Origin of the sequence: Arthrobacter sp. zg-Y1110 (assembly GCF_025244865.1) — a bacterium.
Taxonomy (GTDB): Bacteria; Actinomycetota; Actinomycetes; order Actinomycetales; family Micrococcaceae; genus Arthrobacter_B.
This window is the reverse complement of record NZ_CP104272.1, coordinates 1,250,350-1,269,686: the sequence shown is the minus strand read 5'-3', so window position 1 is coordinate 1,269,686 and position 19,337 is coordinate 1,250,350. Positions and strand designations below refer to the sequence as shown.

General features: G+C 66.3%; 20 protein-coding genes. 3 read left to right on the top strand and 17 right to left on the bottom strand.

All coding sequences use genetic code 11. The features are described from left to right. Positions 1–3: 3 nt before the first annotated feature. The 3 genes from rplT to infC all read right to left on the bottom strand — a co-directional run bounded on the left by rplT (position 4) and on the right by infC (position 2,091). Positions 4–654 (bottom strand): 50S ribosomal protein L20, encoded by a 651-nt coding sequence (rplT, locus tag N2K99_RS05875; RefSeq protein WP_227924535.1) that lies wholly within the window; start codon positions 652–654, stop codon positions 4–6. A 119-nt stretch (positions 655–773) separates the two neighbouring features. After that, entirely contained in the window at positions 774–968 is a 195-nt protein-coding gene (gene rpmI, locus N2K99_RS05870; protein WP_146363238.1) for a 50S ribosomal protein L35, read from the bottom strand. Positions 969–1,077: 109 nt separating this feature from the next. Next, positions 1,078–2,091 (bottom strand): translation initiation factor IF-3, encoded by a 1,014-nt coding sequence (gene infC / locus N2K99_RS05865; protein ID WP_260554879.1) that lies wholly within the window; start codon positions 2,089–2,091, stop codon positions 1,078–1,080. 389 nt (positions 2,092–2,480) lie between these two features. Here infC and N2K99_RS05860 point away from each other — a divergent pair, with 389 nt between their 5' ends. Then, positions 2,481–2,909: a DUF1844 domain-containing protein gene (locus N2K99_RS05860; RefSeq protein ID WP_227924534.1), complete on the top strand. Its 429-nt coding sequence runs from the start codon at positions 2,481–2,483 to the stop codon at positions 2,907–2,909. Positions 2,910–3,017: 108 nt separating this feature from the next. Here N2K99_RS05860 and N2K99_RS05855 read toward each other — a convergent pair whose 3' ends face one another. The 8 genes from N2K99_RS05855 to N2K99_RS05820 all read right to left on the bottom strand — a co-directional run bounded on the left by N2K99_RS05855 (position 3,018) and on the right by N2K99_RS05820 (position 9,163). After that, positions 3,018–4,328: an MFS transporter gene (locus N2K99_RS05855; protein ID WP_227924532.1), complete on the bottom strand. Its 1,311-nt coding sequence runs from the start codon at positions 4,326–4,328 to the stop codon at positions 3,018–3,020. Positions 4,329–4,361: 33 nt separating this feature from the next. Continuing rightward, positions 4,362–5,210: an SseB family protein gene (locus N2K99_RS05850; protein ID WP_227924530.1), complete on the bottom strand. Its 849-nt coding sequence runs from the start codon at positions 5,208–5,210 to the stop codon at positions 4,362–4,364. Positions 5,211–5,212: 2 nt separating this feature from the next. Then, complete coding sequence (gene priA, locus N2K99_RS05845) at positions 5,213–5,962, bottom strand: bifunctional 1-(5-phosphoribosyl)-5-((5-phosphoribosylamino)methylideneamino)imidazole-4-carboxamide isomerase/phosphoribosylanthranilate isomerase PriA (protein WP_227924528.1); 750 nt, start codon at positions 5,960–5,962, stop codon at positions 5,213–5,215. Between the two features lie 22 nt (positions 5,963–5,984). After that, positions 5,985–6,143, bottom strand: a complete 159-nt coding sequence (locus N2K99_RS05840; RefSeq protein WP_227924525.1) for a hypothetical protein — start codon at positions 6,141–6,143, stop codon at positions 5,985–5,987. 8 nt (positions 6,144–6,151) lie between these two features. Continuing rightward, positions 6,152–6,790 (bottom strand): imidazole glycerol phosphate synthase subunit HisH, encoded by a 639-nt coding sequence (hisH, locus tag N2K99_RS05835; RefSeq protein WP_227924522.1) that lies wholly within the window; start codon positions 6,788–6,790, stop codon positions 6,152–6,154. After that, entirely contained in the window at positions 6,787–7,404 is a 618-nt protein-coding gene (hisB, locus tag N2K99_RS05830) for an imidazoleglycerol-phosphate dehydratase HisB (RefSeq protein ID WP_227924520.1), read from the bottom strand. The genes hisH and hisB overlap by 4 nt, the downstream gene beginning before the upstream one ends. Positions 7,405–7,523: 119 nt before the next feature. Continuing rightward, the gene (locus N2K99_RS05825; RefSeq protein WP_227934586.1) at positions 7,524–8,624 is read right to left on the bottom strand and encodes a histidinol-phosphate transaminase; all 1,101 of its coding nucleotides are present in this window, start codon (positions 8,622–8,624) and stop codon (positions 7,524–7,526) included. A 107-nt stretch (positions 8,625–8,731) separates the two neighbouring features. After that, complete coding sequence (locus tag N2K99_RS05820; protein WP_227934585.1) at positions 8,732–9,163, bottom strand: LysM peptidoglycan-binding domain-containing protein; 432 nt, start codon at positions 9,161–9,163, stop codon at positions 8,732–8,734. A gap of 425 nt (positions 9,164–9,588) precedes the next feature. Here N2K99_RS05820 and lexA point away from each other — a divergent pair, with 425 nt between their 5' ends. Then, positions 9,589–10,401 (top strand): transcriptional repressor LexA, encoded by an 813-nt coding sequence (gene lexA, locus N2K99_RS05815; protein WP_227934584.1) that lies wholly within the window; start codon positions 9,589–9,591, stop codon positions 10,399–10,401. A gap of 108 nt (positions 10,402–10,509) precedes the next feature. Here the strand turns inward: lexA and N2K99_RS05810 are convergent, their stop codons facing one another. Together N2K99_RS05810 and hflX are read right to left on the bottom strand one after the other, a co-directional pair. After that, positions 10,510–12,555, bottom strand: coding sequence for an ATP-dependent DNA helicase (locus N2K99_RS05810; RefSeq protein WP_227924515.1), 2,046 nt, complete (start codon positions 12,553–12,555; stop codon positions 10,510–10,512). After that, on the bottom strand, positions 12,548–14,113 hold the full coding sequence (gene hflX, locus N2K99_RS05805) for a GTPase HflX (protein ID WP_227924514.1): 1,566 nt from the start codon (positions 14,111–14,113) through the stop codon (positions 12,548–12,550). Before hflX ends, N2K99_RS05810 begins: the two co-directional genes overlap by 8 nt. Positions 14,114–14,281: 168 nt before the next feature. Between hflX and N2K99_RS05800 the strand changes: the two genes are divergently transcribed. Beyond that, positions 14,282–14,893, top strand: a complete 612-nt coding sequence (locus N2K99_RS05800) for a class I SAM-dependent methyltransferase (RefSeq protein ID WP_227934583.1) — start codon at positions 14,282–14,284, stop codon at positions 14,891–14,893. Here N2K99_RS05800 and dapF read toward each other — a convergent pair. From dapF to N2K99_RS05780, 4 genes are all read right to left on the bottom strand, one after another. After that, positions 14,890–15,849 (bottom strand): diaminopimelate epimerase, encoded by a 960-nt coding sequence (gene dapF / locus N2K99_RS05795; protein ID WP_227924512.1) that lies wholly within the window; start codon positions 15,847–15,849, stop codon positions 14,890–14,892. The two genes, N2K99_RS05800 and dapF, sit on opposite strands and share 4 nt — an antisense overlap. Further along, entirely contained in the window at positions 15,846–16,781 is a 936-nt protein-coding gene (gene miaA, locus N2K99_RS05790; protein WP_227934605.1) for a tRNA (adenosine(37)-N6)-dimethylallyltransferase MiaA, read from the bottom strand. Before miaA ends, dapF begins: the two co-directional genes overlap by 4 nt. Positions 16,782–16,919: 138 nt before the next feature. Then, positions 16,920–18,440 carry a tRNA (N6-isopentenyl adenosine(37)-C2)-methylthiotransferase MiaB gene (gene miaB, locus N2K99_RS05785; RefSeq protein WP_227924510.1) on the bottom strand — a complete coding sequence of 507 codons (1,521 nt, stop codon included), beginning with the start codon at positions 18,438–18,440 and terminating at the stop codon, positions 16,920–16,922. A gap of 58 nt (positions 18,441–18,498) precedes the next feature. Beyond that, positions 18,499–19,287, bottom strand: a complete 789-nt coding sequence (locus N2K99_RS05780) for a hypothetical protein (RefSeq protein ID WP_227934582.1) — start codon at positions 19,285–19,287, stop codon at positions 18,499–18,501. Positions 19,288–19,337 lie beyond the last annotated feature (50 nt).

The following is a 19,337-nucleotide window of genomic DNA, read 5'->3' as shown; positions in this document are numbered from 1 at the left end:
GACTTAGCCCTGGAACTTCTGGCGGGATTCTCCGCCAGCCGGCTCCAGGCCTGCAGCCTTGGCTGCTTCAACGGAGTTGAACCAGTACTCGGCAACGGTCTGCTCGTACCAGGTGGAACCCGGGACGTGGTACTTGCCCGAACCCAGGTTGCCCTTGATAACGAAGCCCTCCGGGGCGTCGCCCTCGGAAGCCTTGAATCCGCCCTGAGCGGTGGCAACGGCAGCAGCCGGCTTTTTGGCGGCGGGAGCTGCAGCCTTGGCAACCGGAGCGGCCGCGACGGCCGGAGCGGAGGTGTCGGACGGCAGTGCGTCCTTGGCAATCTGGACCAGTGCGGCGAAGGCAGCAGCGTCATTGACGGCCAGTTCAGCCAGCATGCGGCGGTCAACCTGGATCTCGGCCAGCTTCAGGCCCTGGATCAGGCGGTTGTAGGTCAGGCCGTTGGCGCGCGAAGCAGCGTTGATGCGCTGGATCCACAGGCGGCGGAAGTCGCCCTTACGCTTGCGGCGGTCGCCGTAGCTGTACACAAACGAGTGCAGCAGCTGCTCTTTGGCCTTACGGACCAGGCGCGAACGCTGTCCGCGGTAACCCTTGGCGCGCTCGAGAATAACCCGACGCTTCTTGTGGGCGTTAAGCGCCCGCTTCACACGTGCCACGTGCGTACTCCTTTTGGTAAATCTCCCCGACTTCAAAAAAGTCTCTGCACCTGTTGATCCCAGGCGGGGAAAGCTTGATGGGTGATGCCGGCCCGGACGGGTCGGCTATCGGGGACTGGCTAGATGCCGAGCATCTTCTTGATGACCTTGGCGTCCGCCGGTGCCACGAGCTTGTCGTTGGCGAGGCGGCGGGTCAGCGTGGAGGGCTTGTGCTCCAGGTAGTGGCGGCGGTTAGCCTGCTGGCGCTTGAGCTTGCCGGTACCGGTCAGCTTGAAGCGCTTCTTGGCGCCACTGTGGGTCTTCATCTTCGGCATGTCTACCGATCTCCTTTAGGTTTCCGCGGGCAGGCCCGCGGGGCTTCGGACACCTTGCGGGTGCCAGGGCTTATTACTGGACGCCGGAACGAGGCGCAGTGCAGTGAAACTACTCTGCAGTTCCGGGCTTGTTCTGGCCGGTGGTCCCCCGCGAGGAGGACGGCTTGCCGGCAGGCTTCGGTGCTGCGGCAGGCTTGGGCCGGGCTGCAGGCTTGGGCGCAGGCTTTGCCGCCGTCGGCTTCGGAACCGCTGCAGGCTTAGGCGCTGCGGCAGGCTTCGCTGCTTCTGCCGGCTTCGCGGGCTCGGCCGGAGCGGCGGGAGCGACAGCTTCAGCGGCAGGCGCTGCGGCCGGCTTGCTGGCTGCAGCCACACGGCGTGCCTCGGTTGCAGCCTTTTCGGCAGCTGCAGCCCTGGCCCGCTTTGCGGCCTGTTCCTTTTCAGCCTGCTCCTGCTCGGCGCGGGCCTTGTCGGCAGCTTCAGCGGAGGAACCCAAACGCAGTCCGTCCGGAAGCAGGTCCGCGAGGCTCTGCGTCATGGGAGCAGCCTTCTCGGAGGTGTTCACCCGTTCGGGTGCCTCCCCGTTCCGAACTGCCTCGTTCGCTGCCTTGGCATCGGCACGCTGTGTTGCCCGGCGCGCTTCTGCCTTGGCCTCGGCCTTGTTCTTCACCGGGCCAATGACCATGACCATGTTGCGGCCGTCGATACGCGGGGTGGACTCAACCACACCCACCTCGGCAACATCCTCAGCGAACTTGTTCAGCAGCTTCATACCCATTTCCGGGCGCTGCTGTTCACGTCCACGGAACTGGATCATGGCCTTGACCTTGTCACCGGCGGCCAGGAAGCGCATGGCGTGTCCGCGCTTGGTTTCGTAGTCGTGGGTGTCGATCTTCAGGCGGAAGCGGATTTCCTTCAGAACGGTGTTCGTCTGGTTCTTCCGGGCTTCGCGTGCCTTGACGGCGGCTTCGTACTTGTACTTGCCGAAGTCCATTAGTTTGCACACCGGAGGCTTGGCCTGCGGTGCTACCTCAACAAGATCCAGGTCAGACTCGGCAGCCAGGCGAAGCGCGTCCTCAATCCGGACCACTCCGACCTGCTCACCTGCCGGACCTACCAGCCGCACCTCGGGGACGCGGATCCGATCATTGATTCTTGGCTCGCTAATGTTGCAGCTCCTGTGCTCTTCAAAACGGCTACCGCCTGCAAATGAAGAAGGCCTCCAATTGCAAGCGCAATCGAAGGCCCTTTGGGGGTCGGCAGCAACTGCTTCGAAACCAGTTCGAAGGCAGTTAGCTCCCGGAATAAACCGCAGTAACACTGCAGCCCGTCCGGGGCCGACCTGAACCCGGCAACTCTGGCGCCAACGAGGGCGGTCAGGCTGACGCGGGTGGGAGGGGTCTCCGCTTGCATACCGGCGCCGTAGGCTTCCAGGAGGAAAGTGTGATTTTCATCCCGCCCGTGATGGGCATTGAAAGTAACGACAACCAGTCGGTCTGTGACAAGCTTACCAGTATGAGTACCCCACAGAGCAATCCGGCAGGCGAGGCAACCCGCCACTCCTTCCCGGGAACACCAGCAGAGTCCGAATCTGCGGCAGCAGCACAGCAGGAAGTCGTCGAGCAGATGCGCGACATTGCCGAGGTGCCGGCCATCGAGGTCATTACGACGGCGGCCGTGCACCTGATGAGCGCAGCAGCCGTGAAGTGCGGCCTGGCCGAAGGCGATGACGCCGACGAGCTCAAGGACCTGGACGAGGCCCGCAAGCTGATTACCGCCCTTGCCGGTTTCGTCACCGCCGCCGCTCCGGAGATCGGCAGCCAGCATGCCGGTCCGTTGCGCGATGGACTGCGTTCCCTGCAGCTGGCCTTCCGCGAAGCTTCCGTTATCCAGGATGCCCCGGGCAAGGGTCCGGGCGAAAAGTTCACCGGTCCCGTCAGCTAGGACTAGCCTCCTCCCCCACACCATTGAACGCCCGAAGGTCCTGACGCCGGCAGCTGCCGGCACCGCGGAATCCGCGGCAGGCCCTTCGGGCTTTTTCGTGCCCGGAAGCTAGCTGACCGGAGCCGAGCGCCGGGCGAACTGTCGGACCGTGAGCGTCACCAGCACCAGCACCGATGCGGCGCCGCCGGCCATCAGGAAGCCGGACCAGGGGCCAATGACGTCGATAGCCAGGCCTGCCACCGGCGCGCCCAGCGCGGTGCCGGCGGTCATTGACGAGCCGTACCAGCCCATCGCTTCACCCCGCCGTTCCTCCGACACGAGGTCGGCAACCCGCTCGGATGCCGAAGACAGCACCGGCGCGCAGAGCAGGCCTGCGGGGATGGAAAGCAGCGCCAGGCTGAGGGTGCTGGTGGCGAAAGCCATCGGCATGGTCAGGACGGCCATCGTCAGGAGCAGCAGCATCGGCGAGATCCGCCGGTTCATGGCACCGTAGAGAATCCCGCCGACAGCGGAGGCTGCGCACCACGCGACGAACACGATGCCGACCTCTGACGGGTTTCCGCCTGCTTCCACCAGCGCCACCATGCCGACATCGGTGCTGGACAGCAGCAGGCCGGCGCCGACGGCGACGGCAAAGACCACGGCCACGCTCGGGGTGAACCAGCCGAAGTTCCCCGCGACGCCGTTTCGCAGCCTGCCGAACAGATTCTGCGGCCCGTCCGGCAGTCCCGCCCCGGTGAGTTCCATCGGTGCTTCCTGCACGTTGGCCGGGGCCACGGCCACCGCGGCGGCCGCAGCGGCATCCTGCTCGTCTGCGGCGGTCACGGCGTTCCGGGGTTCCACGGACCGGGTCGGCGGGTTGAACCAGATCAGCAGCAGTCCCGCTACTGCGGCGGACACCCCGACGGCGGTCAGTCCGACGACGGACGAGCGCGTTGCTATAACTGCGCCCAGGGCGGGACCCATCATGAAAATAAGCTCGGTGGCGATGGAATCCAGCGCAAAGGCGGTGCGCCGCTGTTCGCCGGTGGCCAGGACGCCCAGCGACTGCCGCACGACGCTGAAGACCGGAAGGGTGAACACGCCGCCGATCAGCGCCAGGACCAGCAGCCATTCGAAGCTGGCGTGCGGAGCAAGGCTCCAGATGACAGCTTCGGCAATAACGGAGGGAATCAGGGCCCGCCGCAGGCCCACGGTGTCCACGCGGCGGCCTCGCCAGGGGGCACCCACTGCTATGCCGATGGTGACGACGGCGGCTACCGCGCCGGCGGCCGCGTAGCCCTTGTCCATGGTGTTGACCACGTGCAGGGTCAGCAGCACTCCGGCGGCGGAATGCGGGAAACGGGCGATCATCCCGATGAGCAGCACACGGCGGATAGGAGCTATCCGCAGCATCTCGCGGTACAGGCCAAAATTCACGGCAGTTCTCTTCTGGCGGCTACGCCGGACGGGTCAGCGCGTGATTTTCAGGTCAAGTGAATCCACGCGCTCAACAAACTCGGGGTTGGCAGTCAGGCGCTGCTGCAGTCCGGCCGCCAGGGCAGAAACGTCCTGCGGATCAAGTCCGGGCGCTAGCTGAAGCACCATTCTAAGCTCAGGGCCGGTCCCTCCCCCGCCCACCGGAGCACCGGCGGCAGTCCTGGACGCGGTCCCCGGCCCCTGTTGGAGGGTGACGGCCAGGATCCGGGGGTCCGGCCCGGCGGCGGTTTCGGCCGCCGCGACGAGGCCGGCGTCGGCGTACGAGGGCACCCACTCCTGCTGCTGGGCCAGGGCCCACATGGCCGGGCGCCGCACCACGAAGGTGAACTCGGCTCCCGGGTCGATAACCAGCAGCTGGGCGTCTTCGGCGACGGCGGAGAGTGCGGCGCGGTTGGCGTAGACCGCAACCGGCCGGGCTTCGGGATGCCAGTGTTCCAAAGCGTCCACGGAGGTGAATACCGGCAGCGCCTTGCGGCCGTCCGGGGCGTTGAGCGTCACAAGCGCCATATCGGCCTGCTTGTCCGCGGTCAGCCCGTGGTCGGATTCGGCTTCCTCCCCCAGCACGGCGATGATCGGCACGAAGACGCGGGCCGTGGCCAGGGAGGCTACGACTTCCGCTTCGCTTCCGCTCCCGGCAATCAGTTTCGCCAGGGCCGCCGCGTATCCCGGGTCGGTCCGTCCGCTGTCTGAATCGAAGTTGTGCAGCGGGTTTCCCTCACCGGCCAGGTCCCGTCCGGACCACGGCCGGCCCGCGGAATCGGTGGGGCCGCCGGCGCCGGCAAGGGCCGCCGCAATGTGGCCGGGTAGTTCGCGTGCTGCCATACCTAGCGTTCCGGGTGGCCGGCGACGTCGAAGGCCTGGGGCAGCGTGAACGCGCCGGCGTAGAGTGCCTTGCCCACAATGGTGCCTTCGAGCCCCAATGGAACCAGTTCCCGGAGCGCGGCCAGGTCATCGAGGCTGGAGATGCCGCCGGAGGCGACCACCGGACGGTCGGTGCGTTTCAGTACCTCGCGGAGCAGTTCCAGGTTGGGCCCGCGCAGCGTGCCGTCCTTCGTCACATCGGTAACCACGTAGCGGGCGCAGCCTGCCTCTTCCAGCCGGGCCAGGACCTCCCAGAGGTCCCCGCCTTCCTGGGTCCAGCCGCGTGCGGCGAGGGTGGTGCCGCGTACGTCGAGGCCGACGGCGATGGCCTGGCCGTAGCGGGCAATGGCGCTGGCGGTCCACCCCGGGTTCTCCAGTGCCGCGGTTCCCAGATTGACGCGGGCAGCGCCGAGCTCCAGGGCCTTTTCGAGCGACTCGTCGTCCCGTATCCCGCCGGACAGTTCCACCTTGATATCCAGGGACTTCACTACGCGGCTGAGCAGGTCAAGGTTCGAACCTCGCCCGAACGCTGCGTCGAGGTCCACGAGGTGGACCCATTCGGCGCCGTCGTTCTGCCAGGCCAGGGCTGCGTCCAGCGGATCGCCGTAGCTGGTCTCGCTGCCTGCCTCGCCCTGCACCAGTCGCACGGCTTGGCCGTCCGCTACGTCTACGGCGGGCAGCAGTTCAAGGACAGGGGTTTCGCTGAAGGGCATTTGGATGCTTTCGGTGGTGGGGTCAGGAAAGGTCGAGGGTCAGCAGGTACGCGCCCAGCAGGGCCATTCCGGCCAGGACCCAGAAACTGATAACGATGATTTTGGACATGCCCTGGCTGCGGAAAGACACCGCACCGCCGATGAGCAGTCCGGCCAGGCCCATGAGGATAACGCTCCACATATCGGCGCCTAGCCCAGGGTCTTCAGCCAGTTGTTCAGCAGCGCCGCGCCGGCGTCACCGGACTTTTCCGGATGGAACTGGGTGGCCGACAGGGCGCCGTTCTCCACCGCGGCGATGAACGGGCCGCCGTGGTCCGCCCAGGTGACCTGCGGCGGGCGCATTGCCGGCTGGGTGACGTCGAAGTCCCATTTCTGCACGCCGTAGCTGTGCACAAAATAGAACCGCTCGTTCTCGATGCCCTCAAACAGGGCCGATCCTTCGGGCGGCGTCACGGTGTTCCAGCCCATGTGGGGCACGACGTCGGCGGCCAGGCGCTCGACCACGCCGGGCCATTCGCCCATCCCCTTGGTCCGGACACCGTGTTCCACGCCTTCGTCAAAGAGGACCTGCAGGCCTACGCAGATACCCAGGACCGGCCGGCCCCCGGCTACGCGGCGCCCGATCATGCGGATCGCATCCACGTCCTTGAGGCCCTGCATTACCGCCGCGAATGCTCCGACGCCGGGCACCACCAATCCGTCGGCGTTCAGCACGTCGTCAGGCTTGGCGCTGAGCGTGACGTTGGCGCCGGCGTGCTCCAAGGCGCGGACAGCCGAACGGATGTTGCCGGATCCGTAATCCAGGACAGTGACGTTGCGGGAAGTCACAGTGCTCCCTTCGTGGAGGGGATGCCCTCGACGCGCGGATCGGATTCGACGGCTGCGCGCAGGGCGCGGGCAAAGGCCTTGAACTGGGCCTCGACGATGTGGTGCGGATCGCGTCCGCCAAGGACCCGCATGTGAAGGCAGATCTGCGCGTGCAGGGTGATGGCTTCGAACACGTGGCGGGTCAGGGATCCGGTGAAGTGTCCGCCGATCAGGTGGTATTCCTGGCCGGCGGGTTCCCCGGAGTGCACCAGGTAAGGACGCCCGGAAATATCGACGACGGCGTTTGCCAGCGCCTCGTCCAGGGGTACCGTGGCTTCCCCGAAGCGGCGGATGCCGGCCTTGGTACCCAAGGCGGTCTTCAGCGCCTCGCCGATGCTGATCGCGATGTCCTCGACCGTGTGGTGCACGTCGATGTGGGTGTCGCCGGTGGCCCGGACGGTGAGGTCCATCAGCGAGTGCTTGGCCAGCGCGGTCAGCATGTGGTCATAGAACGGCACCGAGGTGCTGATGTCGGCGCGGCCGGTGCCGTCCAGGTCCAGCTCGACGAAGACAGACGATTCGCTGGTGGTCCGCTCAAGGCGGGCGGTGCGTCCGGTGGCGGTCTCCACAGTCATGGGGTTCCTTCACGAAGATTGGAAGCGGGGCAATAGGCAAAGCCCCGGCAGGTCATCAGTTTAGTCCCGAACGCCCCGACTCACTGAAACCGGGGACATCCTGGGCGCCCGGCTTCCGCTCAGGCAGCGAGCAGTTCCCGCAGCCGGGTCAGGAACGCAGTGGTTTCGGCTTCGGTGCCGGCTGTGACCCTCAGGTGGCCCTCGATGCCGATGTCGCGGACGAGTACGCCGGCTTCGAGCAGGCCTTCCCACACCGCCCGCGGATTCTCCATACCGCTGAACAGCACGAAATTGGCGTCCGACGGCGCCGGTTCCAGTCCGAGCGCACGCAGTTCCGCCACTATGCGGTCCCGCTGGCCCTTGATGTCTTCCACGTTGGAGAGGAGCGCATCGGCGTGCGTGAGGGCAGCATTCGCAGTCGCCTGCGTGATGGCGGAGAGGTGGTAGGGCAGGCGGACCAGTCGCAGGGCGTCAGCAATCTGCGGCGCTGCGGCAAGGTAGCCGATCCGGGCCCCGGCGAGTGCGAAGGCCTTCGACATGGTCCGGGAAACAATCAACCGTTCCCGGCCAGGGAGCAGCTGCAGTGCACTGGGGGTATCGGCGTGGGAGAACTCTGCATACGCCTCATCGACCACGACGATGGCGTTCGAAGCTTCTCCCGCTTCATAGGCGGCTTCGATCACGTCCAGTTCCAGGGCAGTACCCGTGGGGTTGTTCGGGGTGCACAGGATCACGATGCTGGGTGCCTGCGCCCGGATCTGCTCCGCAGCCGATTCGGGGGTCAGGGAGAAGTCCCGCTCCCGCGTGCCGGTGACGTACGCGGTGCCGGTGCCGCTGGCGAGCAGCGGGTACATGGAGTACGTCGGAGGGAAACTCATGGCCGTCCGCCCTGGTCCGCCGAACGCCTGCAGGATCTGCTGGAGAACCTCATTGGAACCGTTACCGGCCCAGATATTCTCCGCAGCCAGTCCGTGGCCGAGGTATTTGGCCAGGTTTTCCCGCAGCAGGGTGAATTCGCGGTCGGGATATCGGTTCAGGCCGGCGACCACTGATTCAATCTCGGCCAGAATGGCCCGGCGCACATGCTCCGGAAGTCCGTGGGTATTTTCGTTGACGTTCAGCAGGATGGGCACATCCAGCTGAGGGGCGCCGTACGGGGTCAGGCCCCGCAGATCATCGCGCAGGGGAAGTCTGTTCAGGTTTTCCAGCTGTTCGTTCACTTCTACAGCTTAGGACGCTCTGCGGTGACGTTGTATTTGAGCGACTTCCAGCACGCCTCTGTTACGGGCACGCAGGTAAGGATCATCGGAGCGCGCTGGCCGGTGGATCAGCGCGAGACCGGGATGTAAATCTGGCTGCCGGCGGGGACGGTGGCGTCCGCCAGGTTGTTGAGTTCCACGATGTCGGCGACCACGGTGCGGGGATCCCGGTCCGGGGCGAACTCGGTGGCGAGCGACCACAGTGAATCCCCGGCGGATACACCCACCTGGATGGTGTGTGTCTGCTCCGGGGAGCCCCCCGAGGCCATAGCCGGTGCGGTGAAGAATCCGATGAAGACCAGCAGTGCAGCGGCCACGATCATCAGCGGGGCGCCGACCAGGACGAGCCGGCCGCGGCGGGTCAGGCGCAGCGGGACCGACGCCTGGGTGTCCGCGGTGTTGGCTATGCGGGCGGGGTCAGCGGCCCGGTCGGGGGCAGATTCAGTGAGGCTCTGTGCGGTGAAGCTCTGTGCAGTGAGGGGAAGTACGTGTACTGACATGTCAATACCTTTCCGGTCCGAAGAGCAGCTCCGCCGATTCCCCCGCTTCCCGTAAAAGCACCGGGAAAAACAGTGTGGCTCGAAACTGCATTCGAACATCTGGTGGGTCCGCCGAGGTGTCGGCGGACCGTTTTTCTACTCAGGGTCGAACATATGTTCGAAGCTGTACTCGAACATTTCTAGCACCTATCTACGAACATTGTCGAGACTCGCTCGAATATATGTTTGAAAATATGCCTGCGCTCCCCTAGCGTTGAACCTGTTGGAAGCGGCTGGAACCAACTAACCATCCGGCACTGACAAAACGGCTTGGCGGGATAGACCACCGCAGGGAACCACCGCATCGAATCACCGCAGGACAAACCAGATACACCGCTAGAACCATCCGGCCCGCATCCACGGGCCGACTGTGAAGGGAAGCCGACGTGGCCCGTGTTACCAATGGCAGCACCCCCTCCCCTGCCGCGCCCGCGCCGGCAGGACGCACCAAGGGCCTTACCGCCCGGCAGACGAAGATCCTGGAGACCATCCAGCGTTCGGTGAATGCGAACGGCTACCCGCCCTCCATGCGGGAGATCGGCGACATTGTGGGGCTGGCCAGCCTTTCCAGCGTTACGCACCAGCTGAGCCAGTTGGAGAAGCTGGGCTATATCCGCCGGGACCCCAAGCGCCCGCGTGCCATGGAGATACTGGTTCCGCTCCTGCTCCGCGATGCTCCTGTGCGCCGAGGCAACGGCAAGGCGGCGAACGGCGGGAACGCCGCGGAGGCTGCTGAAGGTGCAGCAAAGGGCGTCCCGGAATCCGGCGGCGGCAGCTCACGCACGCAACGTTCCGGCAGCGTCTCCGACCTCACCACAGCAATCGACACGGCGATGGTTCCGCTGGTCGGACGGATCGCCGCAGGCGGACCCATCCTCGCCGACCAGCAGGTTGAAGAGATGGTTCCCCTTCCGCGCCAGCTCGTAGGGCACGGCGACCTGTTTATGCTTCGCGTGGCGGGCGACTCCATGGTGGATGCTGCCATCTGCGACGGTGACTGGGTGGTTGTCCGCCGCCAGCCCACCGCCGAAAACGGTGACATTGTCGCGGCCCTGCTCGAGGACGAAGCAACCGTGAAGACCTTCCGGCAGCGCAACGGACATACCTGGCTGCTGCCTCAGAACACCCGCTACGAGCCGATCCTCGGTGACGAAGCCACCATTATGGGCAAAGTCGTTTCAGTGATGCGCTCGCTCTAGGCACAAGCAGAACGTCCTGGTCAGACGTCAAAAGGACCATGCAAAAGCAGCGCCGCCGGTACACGGCGGCGCTGCTTTTTGTTTCCGGGATCCCCTTCCCCGGCGGTTTTACTTCTTCGCGCCCGCGGGTTCCGCCGCGAGCCGCTTCAGCGCCTGAAGCACCACGGAACGGTCGGTGGTGGACCAGAAGGGCGGCAGGGCGGCCCGCAGGAAACTGCCGTAGCGCGCGGTTGCCAGGCGTGAGTCAAGCACGGCCACCACTCCCTTATCCCCGGAGGCGCGGATCAGCCGTCCTGCGCCCTGGGCGAGCCGGACGGCTGCGTGGGTCGCCGAGACGCTCATGAAGCCGTTGCCCCCGGCCTTGGCAACCGCCCGGGTGCGGGCGGTCATCAACGGATCGTCGGGACGCGGGAACGGAATCCGGTCAATGATGACCAGCCGGCAGGAGGCTCCGGGGACGTCCACGCCCTGCCAGAGGGACATGGTGCCGAACAGGCAGGTCTCGTCCTCGTCAGCAAACTGCTGGACCAGGGCGGACATGGTGGATTCGCCCTGGCAAAGGATCGGAAAGTCGACCCGCTTCCGCAGCGCTTCCGCAGCTTCCTCCGCGGCACGGCGGGAAGAGAACAAACCCAGGGCACCGCCGCCGGAGGCCTTGATCAGCGACTCCAGCTCATCCAGCTGCTCCGGGGAGGTGCCGCGTCCCGGTTTCGGCAGGTCCTTGGCTACGTACAGGACTCCCTGCCGCGGGTAGTCGAAGGGGCTGCCGACGTCGGTCCCCGTCCATTTCGGTGCACCGGCACCCAGCAGCCCCAGGGCTCCGGCGACCGGACCGAACTCCGCCCCGATGGCGAGGGTGGCCGAGGTAAGCACGACGGTGTGTCCGTCGAACAGGCCTTCGCGCAGCCGTCCGGCCACGGACAGCGGTGCAACGTTGATGGTGGGCGGTGCGTCGTCTTCCGGAGCGGTGTAGCCGGTGCCCGGTGAGAAGGTGCTGGCACGCGATGCCCACAGCACTTCCCCTGAATTCACTGCGTCAAGGATGCGTTCACACAGTTCCAGGACGGCCATCAGGCGGGAACGTGCCATCTGGCGGCCGCCGTCGACGGCGTCGGAGCCTTCGGGCTTGGAATCTGACAGCGCGGTGCGGCAGGCTTCCCGCACTGCGCCCAGGACCAGTTCCTGGTCTTCGGACAGCCCGGCGGCCAGCAGTCCGGAGGGCACCGGGGCAAACACGGAGTCGAAAGCCCGGCCGGCAGCGGCAAGCGGCTCCATGGTGGCGGACGTGTGCTTGCGTGCTGCGGAGACCGCCGCGGAAATCACTGTTCCGGAGAGTTGTCCGGTGACCGCTCCGGTGACGCGGTCCTGCAGCTCGTGTGCCTCGTCGATCACCACCACGTCATAGTCCGGCAGGACGGCCAGTCCCTCGAACGCGCTGATGGCCAGCATCGCGTGGTTGGTGATCACCAGATCGGCAACGGCGGCCTTGGCCCGTGCCTGTTCGCTGAAACAGGCCTCCGCCACCGGGCACTTCTGCGCCCCCAGGCACTCCATCGAGGTGACGGACACCTGACGCCAGGCACGGTCGCTGACGCCGGGAAGCAACTCGTCCCGGTCGCCGGTTTCCGTTTCCTGCGCCCATTCCTGCAGGCGCACGACGTCGCGCCCCAGCGCCGAGGTGGGCCCGCCGGCGGGAGCGGGATGGGAGACAGCCTGCTCGTCGCCAAGCAGGAACAGTGTTCCGGCTTCGTCTTCTTCGGGGAATCCGCCGCCGGTCTTGTGGACACAGACGTAGTTGCTGCGGCCCTTGAGCAAGGCAACGTCGACTTCCCGCGGAAGCTTCGGTTCCAGGGTCTTCAGCAGGCGCGGGAGGTCACGCCCGACGATCTGTGACTGCAGGGCCAACGTGGCAGTGGAAACCAGCGCGGGTTTGCTGCTCTCCAAGGCGTGTGCAATCAGCGGGATCAGGTAGGCGAGCGACTTGCCCGTACCCGTTCCGGCCTGCACCAGCAGGTGGTCGCCGGACTCGATGGCCTCGGCCACCTGCCGTGCCATCTCGTGCTGGCCGGGCCTGTTCTGCCCGCCCATGGCCGCTACCGCCGTGTCAAGCAGATCCAGGACCTGGTCCGGTCCCTGCGGCGCTTTCCTACCCATGGGTCACGAACTGCTCCAGCTCTGCTGCCAGCCCTTCACGAACCTTCACATGGAGCTGGGTGCCGGCTTCGCCGTGTTCCAGGGAGAGGATCTCGGCGTCCTCCTGGTGCAGGCGGGAGACGACGTCGCCGCGCTCGTAGGGCACCAGCAGTTCCAGGTCCACGCCGGGGCGCGGAATGCCCTCGGAAATCGCCTGCAGCAGCTCGGGGATACCCTCGCCCGTACGCGCCGAGACGACCACGTGCCGCGGCTCGCGCTGGCGCAGCCGCTCAAGCACGAACGGATCCGCTGCGTCGGCCTTGTTCAGCACGATAATTTCGGGCACCTTGCGGGCGTCGACTTCGGTGAGGACGGTCCGGACGGCCGCGATCTGGCCCTCCGGGTCCGGGTGCGAAGCGTCAACCACGTGCAGGATCAGGTCTGCGTCGGCTACTTCCTCAAGGGTGGAGCGGAAGGCTTCCACCAGCTGGGTGGGCAGCGATCGGACAAACCCTACGGTGTCCGCGAGCGTGTAACCGATTCCGTCCTCGGTTTGGGCCTTGCGGATAGTGGGATCCAGGGTAGCGAACAGTGCGTTCTCCACCAGTACCCCGGCATCGGTGAGCCGGTTCAGCAGCGAGGACTTTCCTGCGTTGGTGTAGCCGGCAATGGCGACGGAGGGCACCGAGTTGCGGTGGCGGTTGGCCCGCTTGGTTTCGCGTGCCGGCTTCATAGCCGCGATTTCGCGGCGGAGCTTGGCCATCCGCGTGCGGATCTTCCGGCGGTCCAATTCGATCTTGGTTTCACCGGGGCCGCGCGAACCCATGCCGGCGCTGGCGCTGCCGACCTGGCCGCCTGCCTGCCGGGACATCGATTCGCCCCAGCCACGCAGGCGCGGCAGAAGGTATTCCAGCTGTGCCAGTTCCACCTGGGCCTTGCCCTCGCGGGACTTTGCATGCTGGGCGAAGATGTCCAGGATCAGCGCTGTCCGGTCGATGACCTTGACCTTGACGATGTCTTCCAGCCCGCGGCGCTGGGACGGAGCCAGCTCACTGTCTACGATGACCGTATCTGCACCGGTGGCCGTCACAATGTCCTTGAGTTCCTGGGCCTTGCCGGAACCGAGGAAGGTGCCGGGGTCCGGCTTGAGCCGGCGCTGGATGATGCCGTCCAGGACTTCGGATCCCGCAGTCTCAGCCAGTGCCGCAAGTTCCTTCAACGAGTTTTCGGCGTCGGCGGCAGTGCCCTCGCTCCAGAGCCCGGCAAGGACGACCCGTTCCAGCCGCAGCTGTCGGTATTCGACCTCGGTGACGTCCTCGAGTTCCGTGGAGAGCCCGGCAACGCGGCGCAGTGCACGGCGTTCTTCCAGGTCCTGCTGCTCGCCGTCGTGGACGGAGTGCTCGCTGTCGCCGTCAGAAAGTGCCTGGGCACGGCCCCGCTGCTTGTCGCCGGGGGCCTTTGCTTCGACCGCGCTGTCCTTGGCGAGAATCCTGTCGATGACACCTTGGATATCCGAAGGACTCAGTTCGGGTGTGGAACTGTCCGTCGAATGCACGGGACGGGAGTTGTTGATGGTCATAATCTCCTTATTGGAACGTACTTTCCATGGTAGGCCAGTGAACCGACAAATCCTCAGGAAAACAACCTTCTCCGCAATGGATCCCTACCGCGCCAGCTGTCCTTTACAACCCGTACGGCCACCCATAAATTCCATGCCACACGCCTGCAGCGACTAATCTGGACTGTTATGGCAACAGAGCACTACTTCTCCTCCACACCGTCCGGGCCCGAGGTCCGCAAACCGCTGCGCGTCAGCCTCAACGGGGCCGAACGGACCCTGCAGACAGCGGGCGGGATCTTCAGCCCCGATGGGATCGACAAGGGCACGATGGTGCTGCTGGAGGAAGTTCCCGCGCCGCCGGAAACCGGCAACCTGCTGGACATCGGCTGCGGCTGGGGACCCATCGCCCTGACCCTGGCGCTGAAATCCCCGGCGGCCCGGGTCTACGCCGTCGACGTCAACGAACGCTGCATCGCGCTGACCCGGGATAACGCAGCGGCCTTGGGCTGTGGAAACGTCACGGCCTCCCTGCCGGAGGAGGTGGACCCGGAAGTACGCTTCGACACCATCTGGTCCAACCCGCCGATCCGGATCGGCAAAGAGGAGCTGCACGCCCTGTTGCTGCTCTGGCTGCCGCGCCTGGCGCCGGGAGGAACTGCCTGGCTGGTGGTGCAGAAAAACCTGGGCGCGGATTCCCTGCAGCGCTGGCTGGCGGAGACCCTGCCGTCCGGATTCACCGTCTCCCGCCACAGCACCGCGAAGTCCTTCCGGACCCTGAAGGTGGAACGCAGCGCCTAGAGCAGGGTTCCGCGTGCCACCAGTACGGCCGGTCCGCTGAGCTCCACATGTTCGCGGCCGTCGGGCCCGGTCAGGAAACGGACGCCGACGACGCCGCCCGGCACCGTCACGGCCCAGTCATCGGGTGCTTCGGCTCCGGCCCAGAACCGGGTGGCTACGGCGGCCGCACAGGCGCCGGTACCGCAGGAGAGGGTTTCGCCGACGCCGCGCTCGTGGACGCGCATGGTGAGCAGCCCTACCCCGTCTTCTACGAGCGGCTCGGCCGGGACCACGAACTCCACGTTGGTTCCGTGCTCCGGCTCCGGCTGCACTGACGGTGCTGCGGTCAGGTTGGTGGCTGCCAGTTCATCCAGTTCCGCGAGGGCCACGACGGTGTGCGGGTTGCCCATGCTGACGGACAGGCCCGGGCGGGGCACTTCCAGTCCGTCTGCGTTGACCACCGTGTCCATGGATTTGGCAGCCGCATGGTCGGGGTAAATGAACTCCCAGGGCCCCATGTCCACCGCATAGCCGCCGGCCATCCGGGTTACGGTCTTGATCCCCGCGCGGGTACCAATCACCAAAGATGCGCCTTCGGCCAGTTCCACCAGCCGCTCTTCCAGCAGGAAGTGCACGAAGACGCGCACCCCGTTCCCGCACATTTCGGAGATGCTGCCGTCCGAGTTCCGGTAGTCCATGAACCACTCGGCTTCCGGAGCCGTCTGCAGCAGGGCACGGCCTTCAGGCAGATGCTCGGACCGGACGGCCCGGATGAAACCGTCGCCGCCCACACCGCGGTGCCGGTCGCAGACAGCGGCTACCTCGTCGGCGGCAAGGTCATGCGCAGCGTCGGGATCGGCTACCAGCACAAAGTCGTTGCCGGTGCCGTGCCCCTTCGCGAAGGGCAGTCCCGCAAGGGAAGAGGGAAGGCCGGAGGCGGACAGGGATGCGGCGGAGGAGGCAGAAGTATTGGTCACTTACCAAGGATACTGGGCGGGTGCCCTTCCCGGACGGCCGCGGCCGCCCGGGCCACCAGCCGGGGGTCGTTATGCTCCAGCCAGGTGATCCGGGGATCCGCACGGAACCAGGTCAGCTGCCGGCGGGCGAACTGGCGGGTAGCCACCACTGTTGCCGCCGAGGCTTCCGCCACGGACGATTTCCCGTCCAGGACGGCCAGGAACTGTGCGTATCCCAGGGCGCGCGAGGCGGTCCGGCCGGTCCGCAGTCCGGCCGGCTCAAGCCGCCGGACTTCTTCGAGCAGCCCCTGTTCCACCATCTTGTCCACCCGGCGGGCCAGGCGCTCATGCAGCACCGGACGTTCCACGCTGAGGCCGATCTGCACGGCCGGCGAGACGTACTGGCGCACCGGCATGAAGGAACTGAAGGGGCGTCCGGTCAGCTCGACCACCTCCAGTGCGCGTACCACCCGGCGCGCATCGGAGATCCGTTCGGCCGAGACGGGGTCCACTTCCCGCAGCCTGTCCTGCAGCACGGACAGGCCCCGGGTTTCCAGTTCGGCTTCGATCCCGGCGCGGACCGCCGGGTCGGTGCCCGGAAATTCCAGGACGTCCAGTGCGGCCCGGACGTACAGGCCGGAACCTCCGACCAGGATGGGGTACCTGCCCCGAGCCCGGATTTCGGAAATCAGCTCCCGTGCCTGCGCCTGGAAGGCCGAGACGCTTGCCTCTTCGGTCACGTCCATGATGTCCAGCAGGTGGTGCGGCACGCCGCGGCGTTCGGCTACGGAAATCTTCGCGGTGCCGATGTCCATCCCCCGGTAGAACTGCATGGAATCTGCATTGATCACTTCCCCGCCGAGTTCCAGGGCCAGGGCAACGCCTAGGTCGGATTTTCCGGACCCGGTGGGCCCGACGACGGCGATCACCGGCCGTTCGTCGGCGGACGGCACGGAAGCGGACGGCACGGAAGCGGACGGCACGGAAGCGGACGGCACGGAAGCGGACGACACGGAAGCGGACGGTATGGAAGCACTCAAGGGGGTTACCGCCGGGGACTTGGGGAGACTTTGGGAAGGGTTCACGGGCACTCAGGAACGCGGCGGCAGCGCGGGCATGCCCAGGGACACACCGGTGCGCGTGCCTGCAGGTCCGGCCGGTACGCCGCAGGACTCGGCCTGCGAGCGGTCCCAGGCATCACCTGCGCGCGAACGCCGCAGCGAGTAGTCCGCAGGTCCGGCGGGGTCGGAGATCAGGTGGAACGCAGCGGCCCCGGTGACGGGCACGGTTACGAGGTCGCCCGGGCGGGGTGCCGGCGCGCCGTCGGGCACCGAGAAGTGCACCAGGCGCTGGTCCCGGGAACGTCCGGAGAGACGTCCGGTCTCGCCGGATTTGCGGCCCGAAGCGGCGGTGACCATGACCTCGACGGTGGTGCCCACCTGTTTGGCGTTTTCCTCGGCGGCAATCCGGTCCTGCAGCGCGGTGAGGCGTTCATAGCGCTCCTGCACCACGGCCTTGGGAAGCTGGTCGGCCAGTTCCGCCGCCGGGGTGCCCGGACGCTTCGAATACTGGAAGGTGAAGGCGGTGGCGAAGCGGGACCGCTCGACGACGTCGAGGGTGGCGGCGAAGTCCTCTTCCGTCTCCCCCGGGAAGCCGACAATGATGTCCGTGGAAATGGCCGCGTGCGGCATCCGCTCGCGGACCTTGTCCAGGATGCCCAGGAACTTCTTTGACCGGTAGGAGCGGCGCATGTCCTTGAGGACCTTGTCCGAGCCCGACTGCAGCGGCATGTGCAGCTGCGGCATCACGTTGGGCGTCTCGGCCATGGCCTCGATGACGTCGTCGGTGAAAGCCGCAGGGTGCGGGCTGGTGAACCGAACCCGTTCCAGGCCCTCGATGTCGCCGCAGGCACGCAGCAGCTTGGCGAAGGCCCCGCGGTCGCCGAACTCCACCCCGTAGGAGTTTACGTTTTGTCCGAGCAGCGTTACCTCGATGGCGCCGTCGTCCACCAGGGCCCGGATTTCCGCCAGGATCTCCCCCGGCCGCCGGTCGCGTTCCTTGCCGCGCAGCGACGGGACGATGCAGAAAGTGCAGGTGTTGTTGCAGCCCACGGAGATCGAGACCCATCCCGAATACACGGAATCGCGTTTGGTGGGCAGCGTGGAGGGAAAGACGTCCAGCGACTCCAGGATCTCCAGCTCGGCCTTGGCATTGTGCCGGGCCCGTTCCAGCAGTGCCGGCAGGGAACCGATGTTGTGTGTGCCGAAGACGGCGTCCACCCAGGGGGCCTTGCGCAGGATCGTATCCCGGTCCTTCTGGGCCAGGCAGCCGCCCACGGCAATCTGCATCCCGGGCCGCTTTTCCTTGACCGGCGCCAGCTGCCCGAGGTTGCCGTACAGCTTGTTGTCCGCGTTCTCCCGCACGGCACAGGTATTGAACACAACGATGTCCGCCAGTTCGCCGTCGGACGGCACATAACCCGCGCCTTCCAGCAATCCCGAAATCCGCTCGGAATCATGCACATTCATCTGGCAGCCGAAGGTACGCACCTCGTACGTGCGGGGCTGGGCCGCAGGGGCCTCGGGGGCGGGAGAAGAAACAGTCAAACTCACCCTCCTAGGGTACGTCCATCGGCGGTACCGTCCGGTATGCCCCGCGGCAGACTTTTTCCTAATACCAGTTGTTGGCGTAATGGAAATTGAGTGCGCTGCAGGGGCTGCCGTAGCGGGACGCAATGTAGTCCAGGCCCCAGTTGATCTGCGTGGAATAGCTGACTTTCCAGTCGGCTCCGGCCACTTGCATCTTTTCCGCCGGGAGGGACTGCGCAATTCCGTAGGCCCCGCTGCTGGGATTGAGGGCACTGGTCAGCCATTCCGATTCCTTGGTCCAGAGCGTGTCGAGGCAGGTCAACTGGCCCGCATCCCAGCCGCGGGCGGGCAGGGCCGCGGCAGCGTAGGCCTTGGCTCCGGCTGGATCGTCCAGCGGTACGGCGGCTCGGGCCGCTTCTTCCGCAGCCGATTGCGCGGCTGCCTCCACTGCAGTGCTCCGTGCGGCCTCGTCGGCTGCGGCCTTCGCTGCGGGCTCCCGGTGGTCCGGGTCCTCACCCTCTGTTCCCGTCCCTGCTCCGGCCGCCAGGGGTTTCTCCGCCGCCTGCCGATCGGGCACTTTGCCAGTGGCTGGGTGCTCGTCCGGTCCTGCTGCACTGTCCCTGCCGTCGTCGGCGTCATCTGCGTTGCCTGCGTCCTCGGCGGCGGCAAGGAGCGGCTCGGCCAGGTTCACCAGCTGGATACCGGCCGTGGCCCGGAGGTTTGCTCCGGCAGTGCCAAGGGCAGCGCCGGAGACACTCGCCACGGCCAGGGAACCCAGCGCGGTTGCGGCACCTAGGCGGAGCCGCCGACGGCGTCGCACGGCTCGTCGGATGCGGGTCTGGTCGCGTCGGGTGAAGTTAGTTGAAGTCACAAGCGCAGGACCGTATCGGAGTTTTCTGGGAAAAGTCTCAAAACGGTAAC

What these genes read in the sequence shown, in the direction of transcription:
- N2K99_RS05840 (WP_227924525.1), bottom strand. Translation starts at nt 6,143, where the DNA reads ATGTGGAGCGTTATCCTCATGGGCCTGGCCGGACTGCTCATCGGCGGT.
- N2K99_RS05820 (WP_227934585.1), bottom strand. Translation starts at nt 9,163, where the DNA reads ATGTCAGTACACGTACTTCCCCTCACTGCACAGAGCTTCACCGCACAG.
- N2K99_RS05810 (WP_227924515.1), bottom strand. Translation starts at nt 12,555, where the DNA reads ATGGGTAGGAAAGCGCCGCAGGGACCGGACCAGGTCCTGGATCTGCTT.
- rpmI (WP_146363238.1), bottom strand. Translation starts at nt 968, where the DNA reads ATGCCGAAGATGAAGACCCACAGTGGCGCCAAGAAGCGCTTCAAGCTG.
- hflX (WP_227924514.1), bottom strand. Translation starts at nt 14,113, where the DNA reads ATGACCATCAACAACTCCCGTCCCGTGCATTCGACGGACAGTTCCACA.
- N2K99_RS05850 (WP_227924530.1), bottom strand. Translation starts at nt 5,210, where the DNA reads ATGGCAGCACGCGAACTACCCGGCCACATTGCGGCGGCCCTTGCCGGC.
- N2K99_RS05860 (WP_227924534.1), top strand. Translation starts at nt 2,481, where the DNA reads ATGAGTACCCCACAGAGCAATCCGGCAGGCGAGGCAACCCGCCACTCC.
- priA (WP_227924528.1), bottom strand. Translation starts at nt 5,962, where the DNA reads ATGCCCTTCAGCGAAACCCCTGTCCTTGAACTGCTGCCCGCCGTAGAC.
- N2K99_RS05800 (WP_227934583.1), top strand. Translation starts at nt 14,282, where the DNA reads ATGGCAACAGAGCACTACTTCTCCTCCACACCGTCCGGGCCCGAGGTC.
- hisB (WP_227924520.1), bottom strand. Translation starts at nt 7,404, where the DNA reads ATGACTGTGGAGACCGCCACCGGACGCACCGCCCGCCTTGAGCGGACC.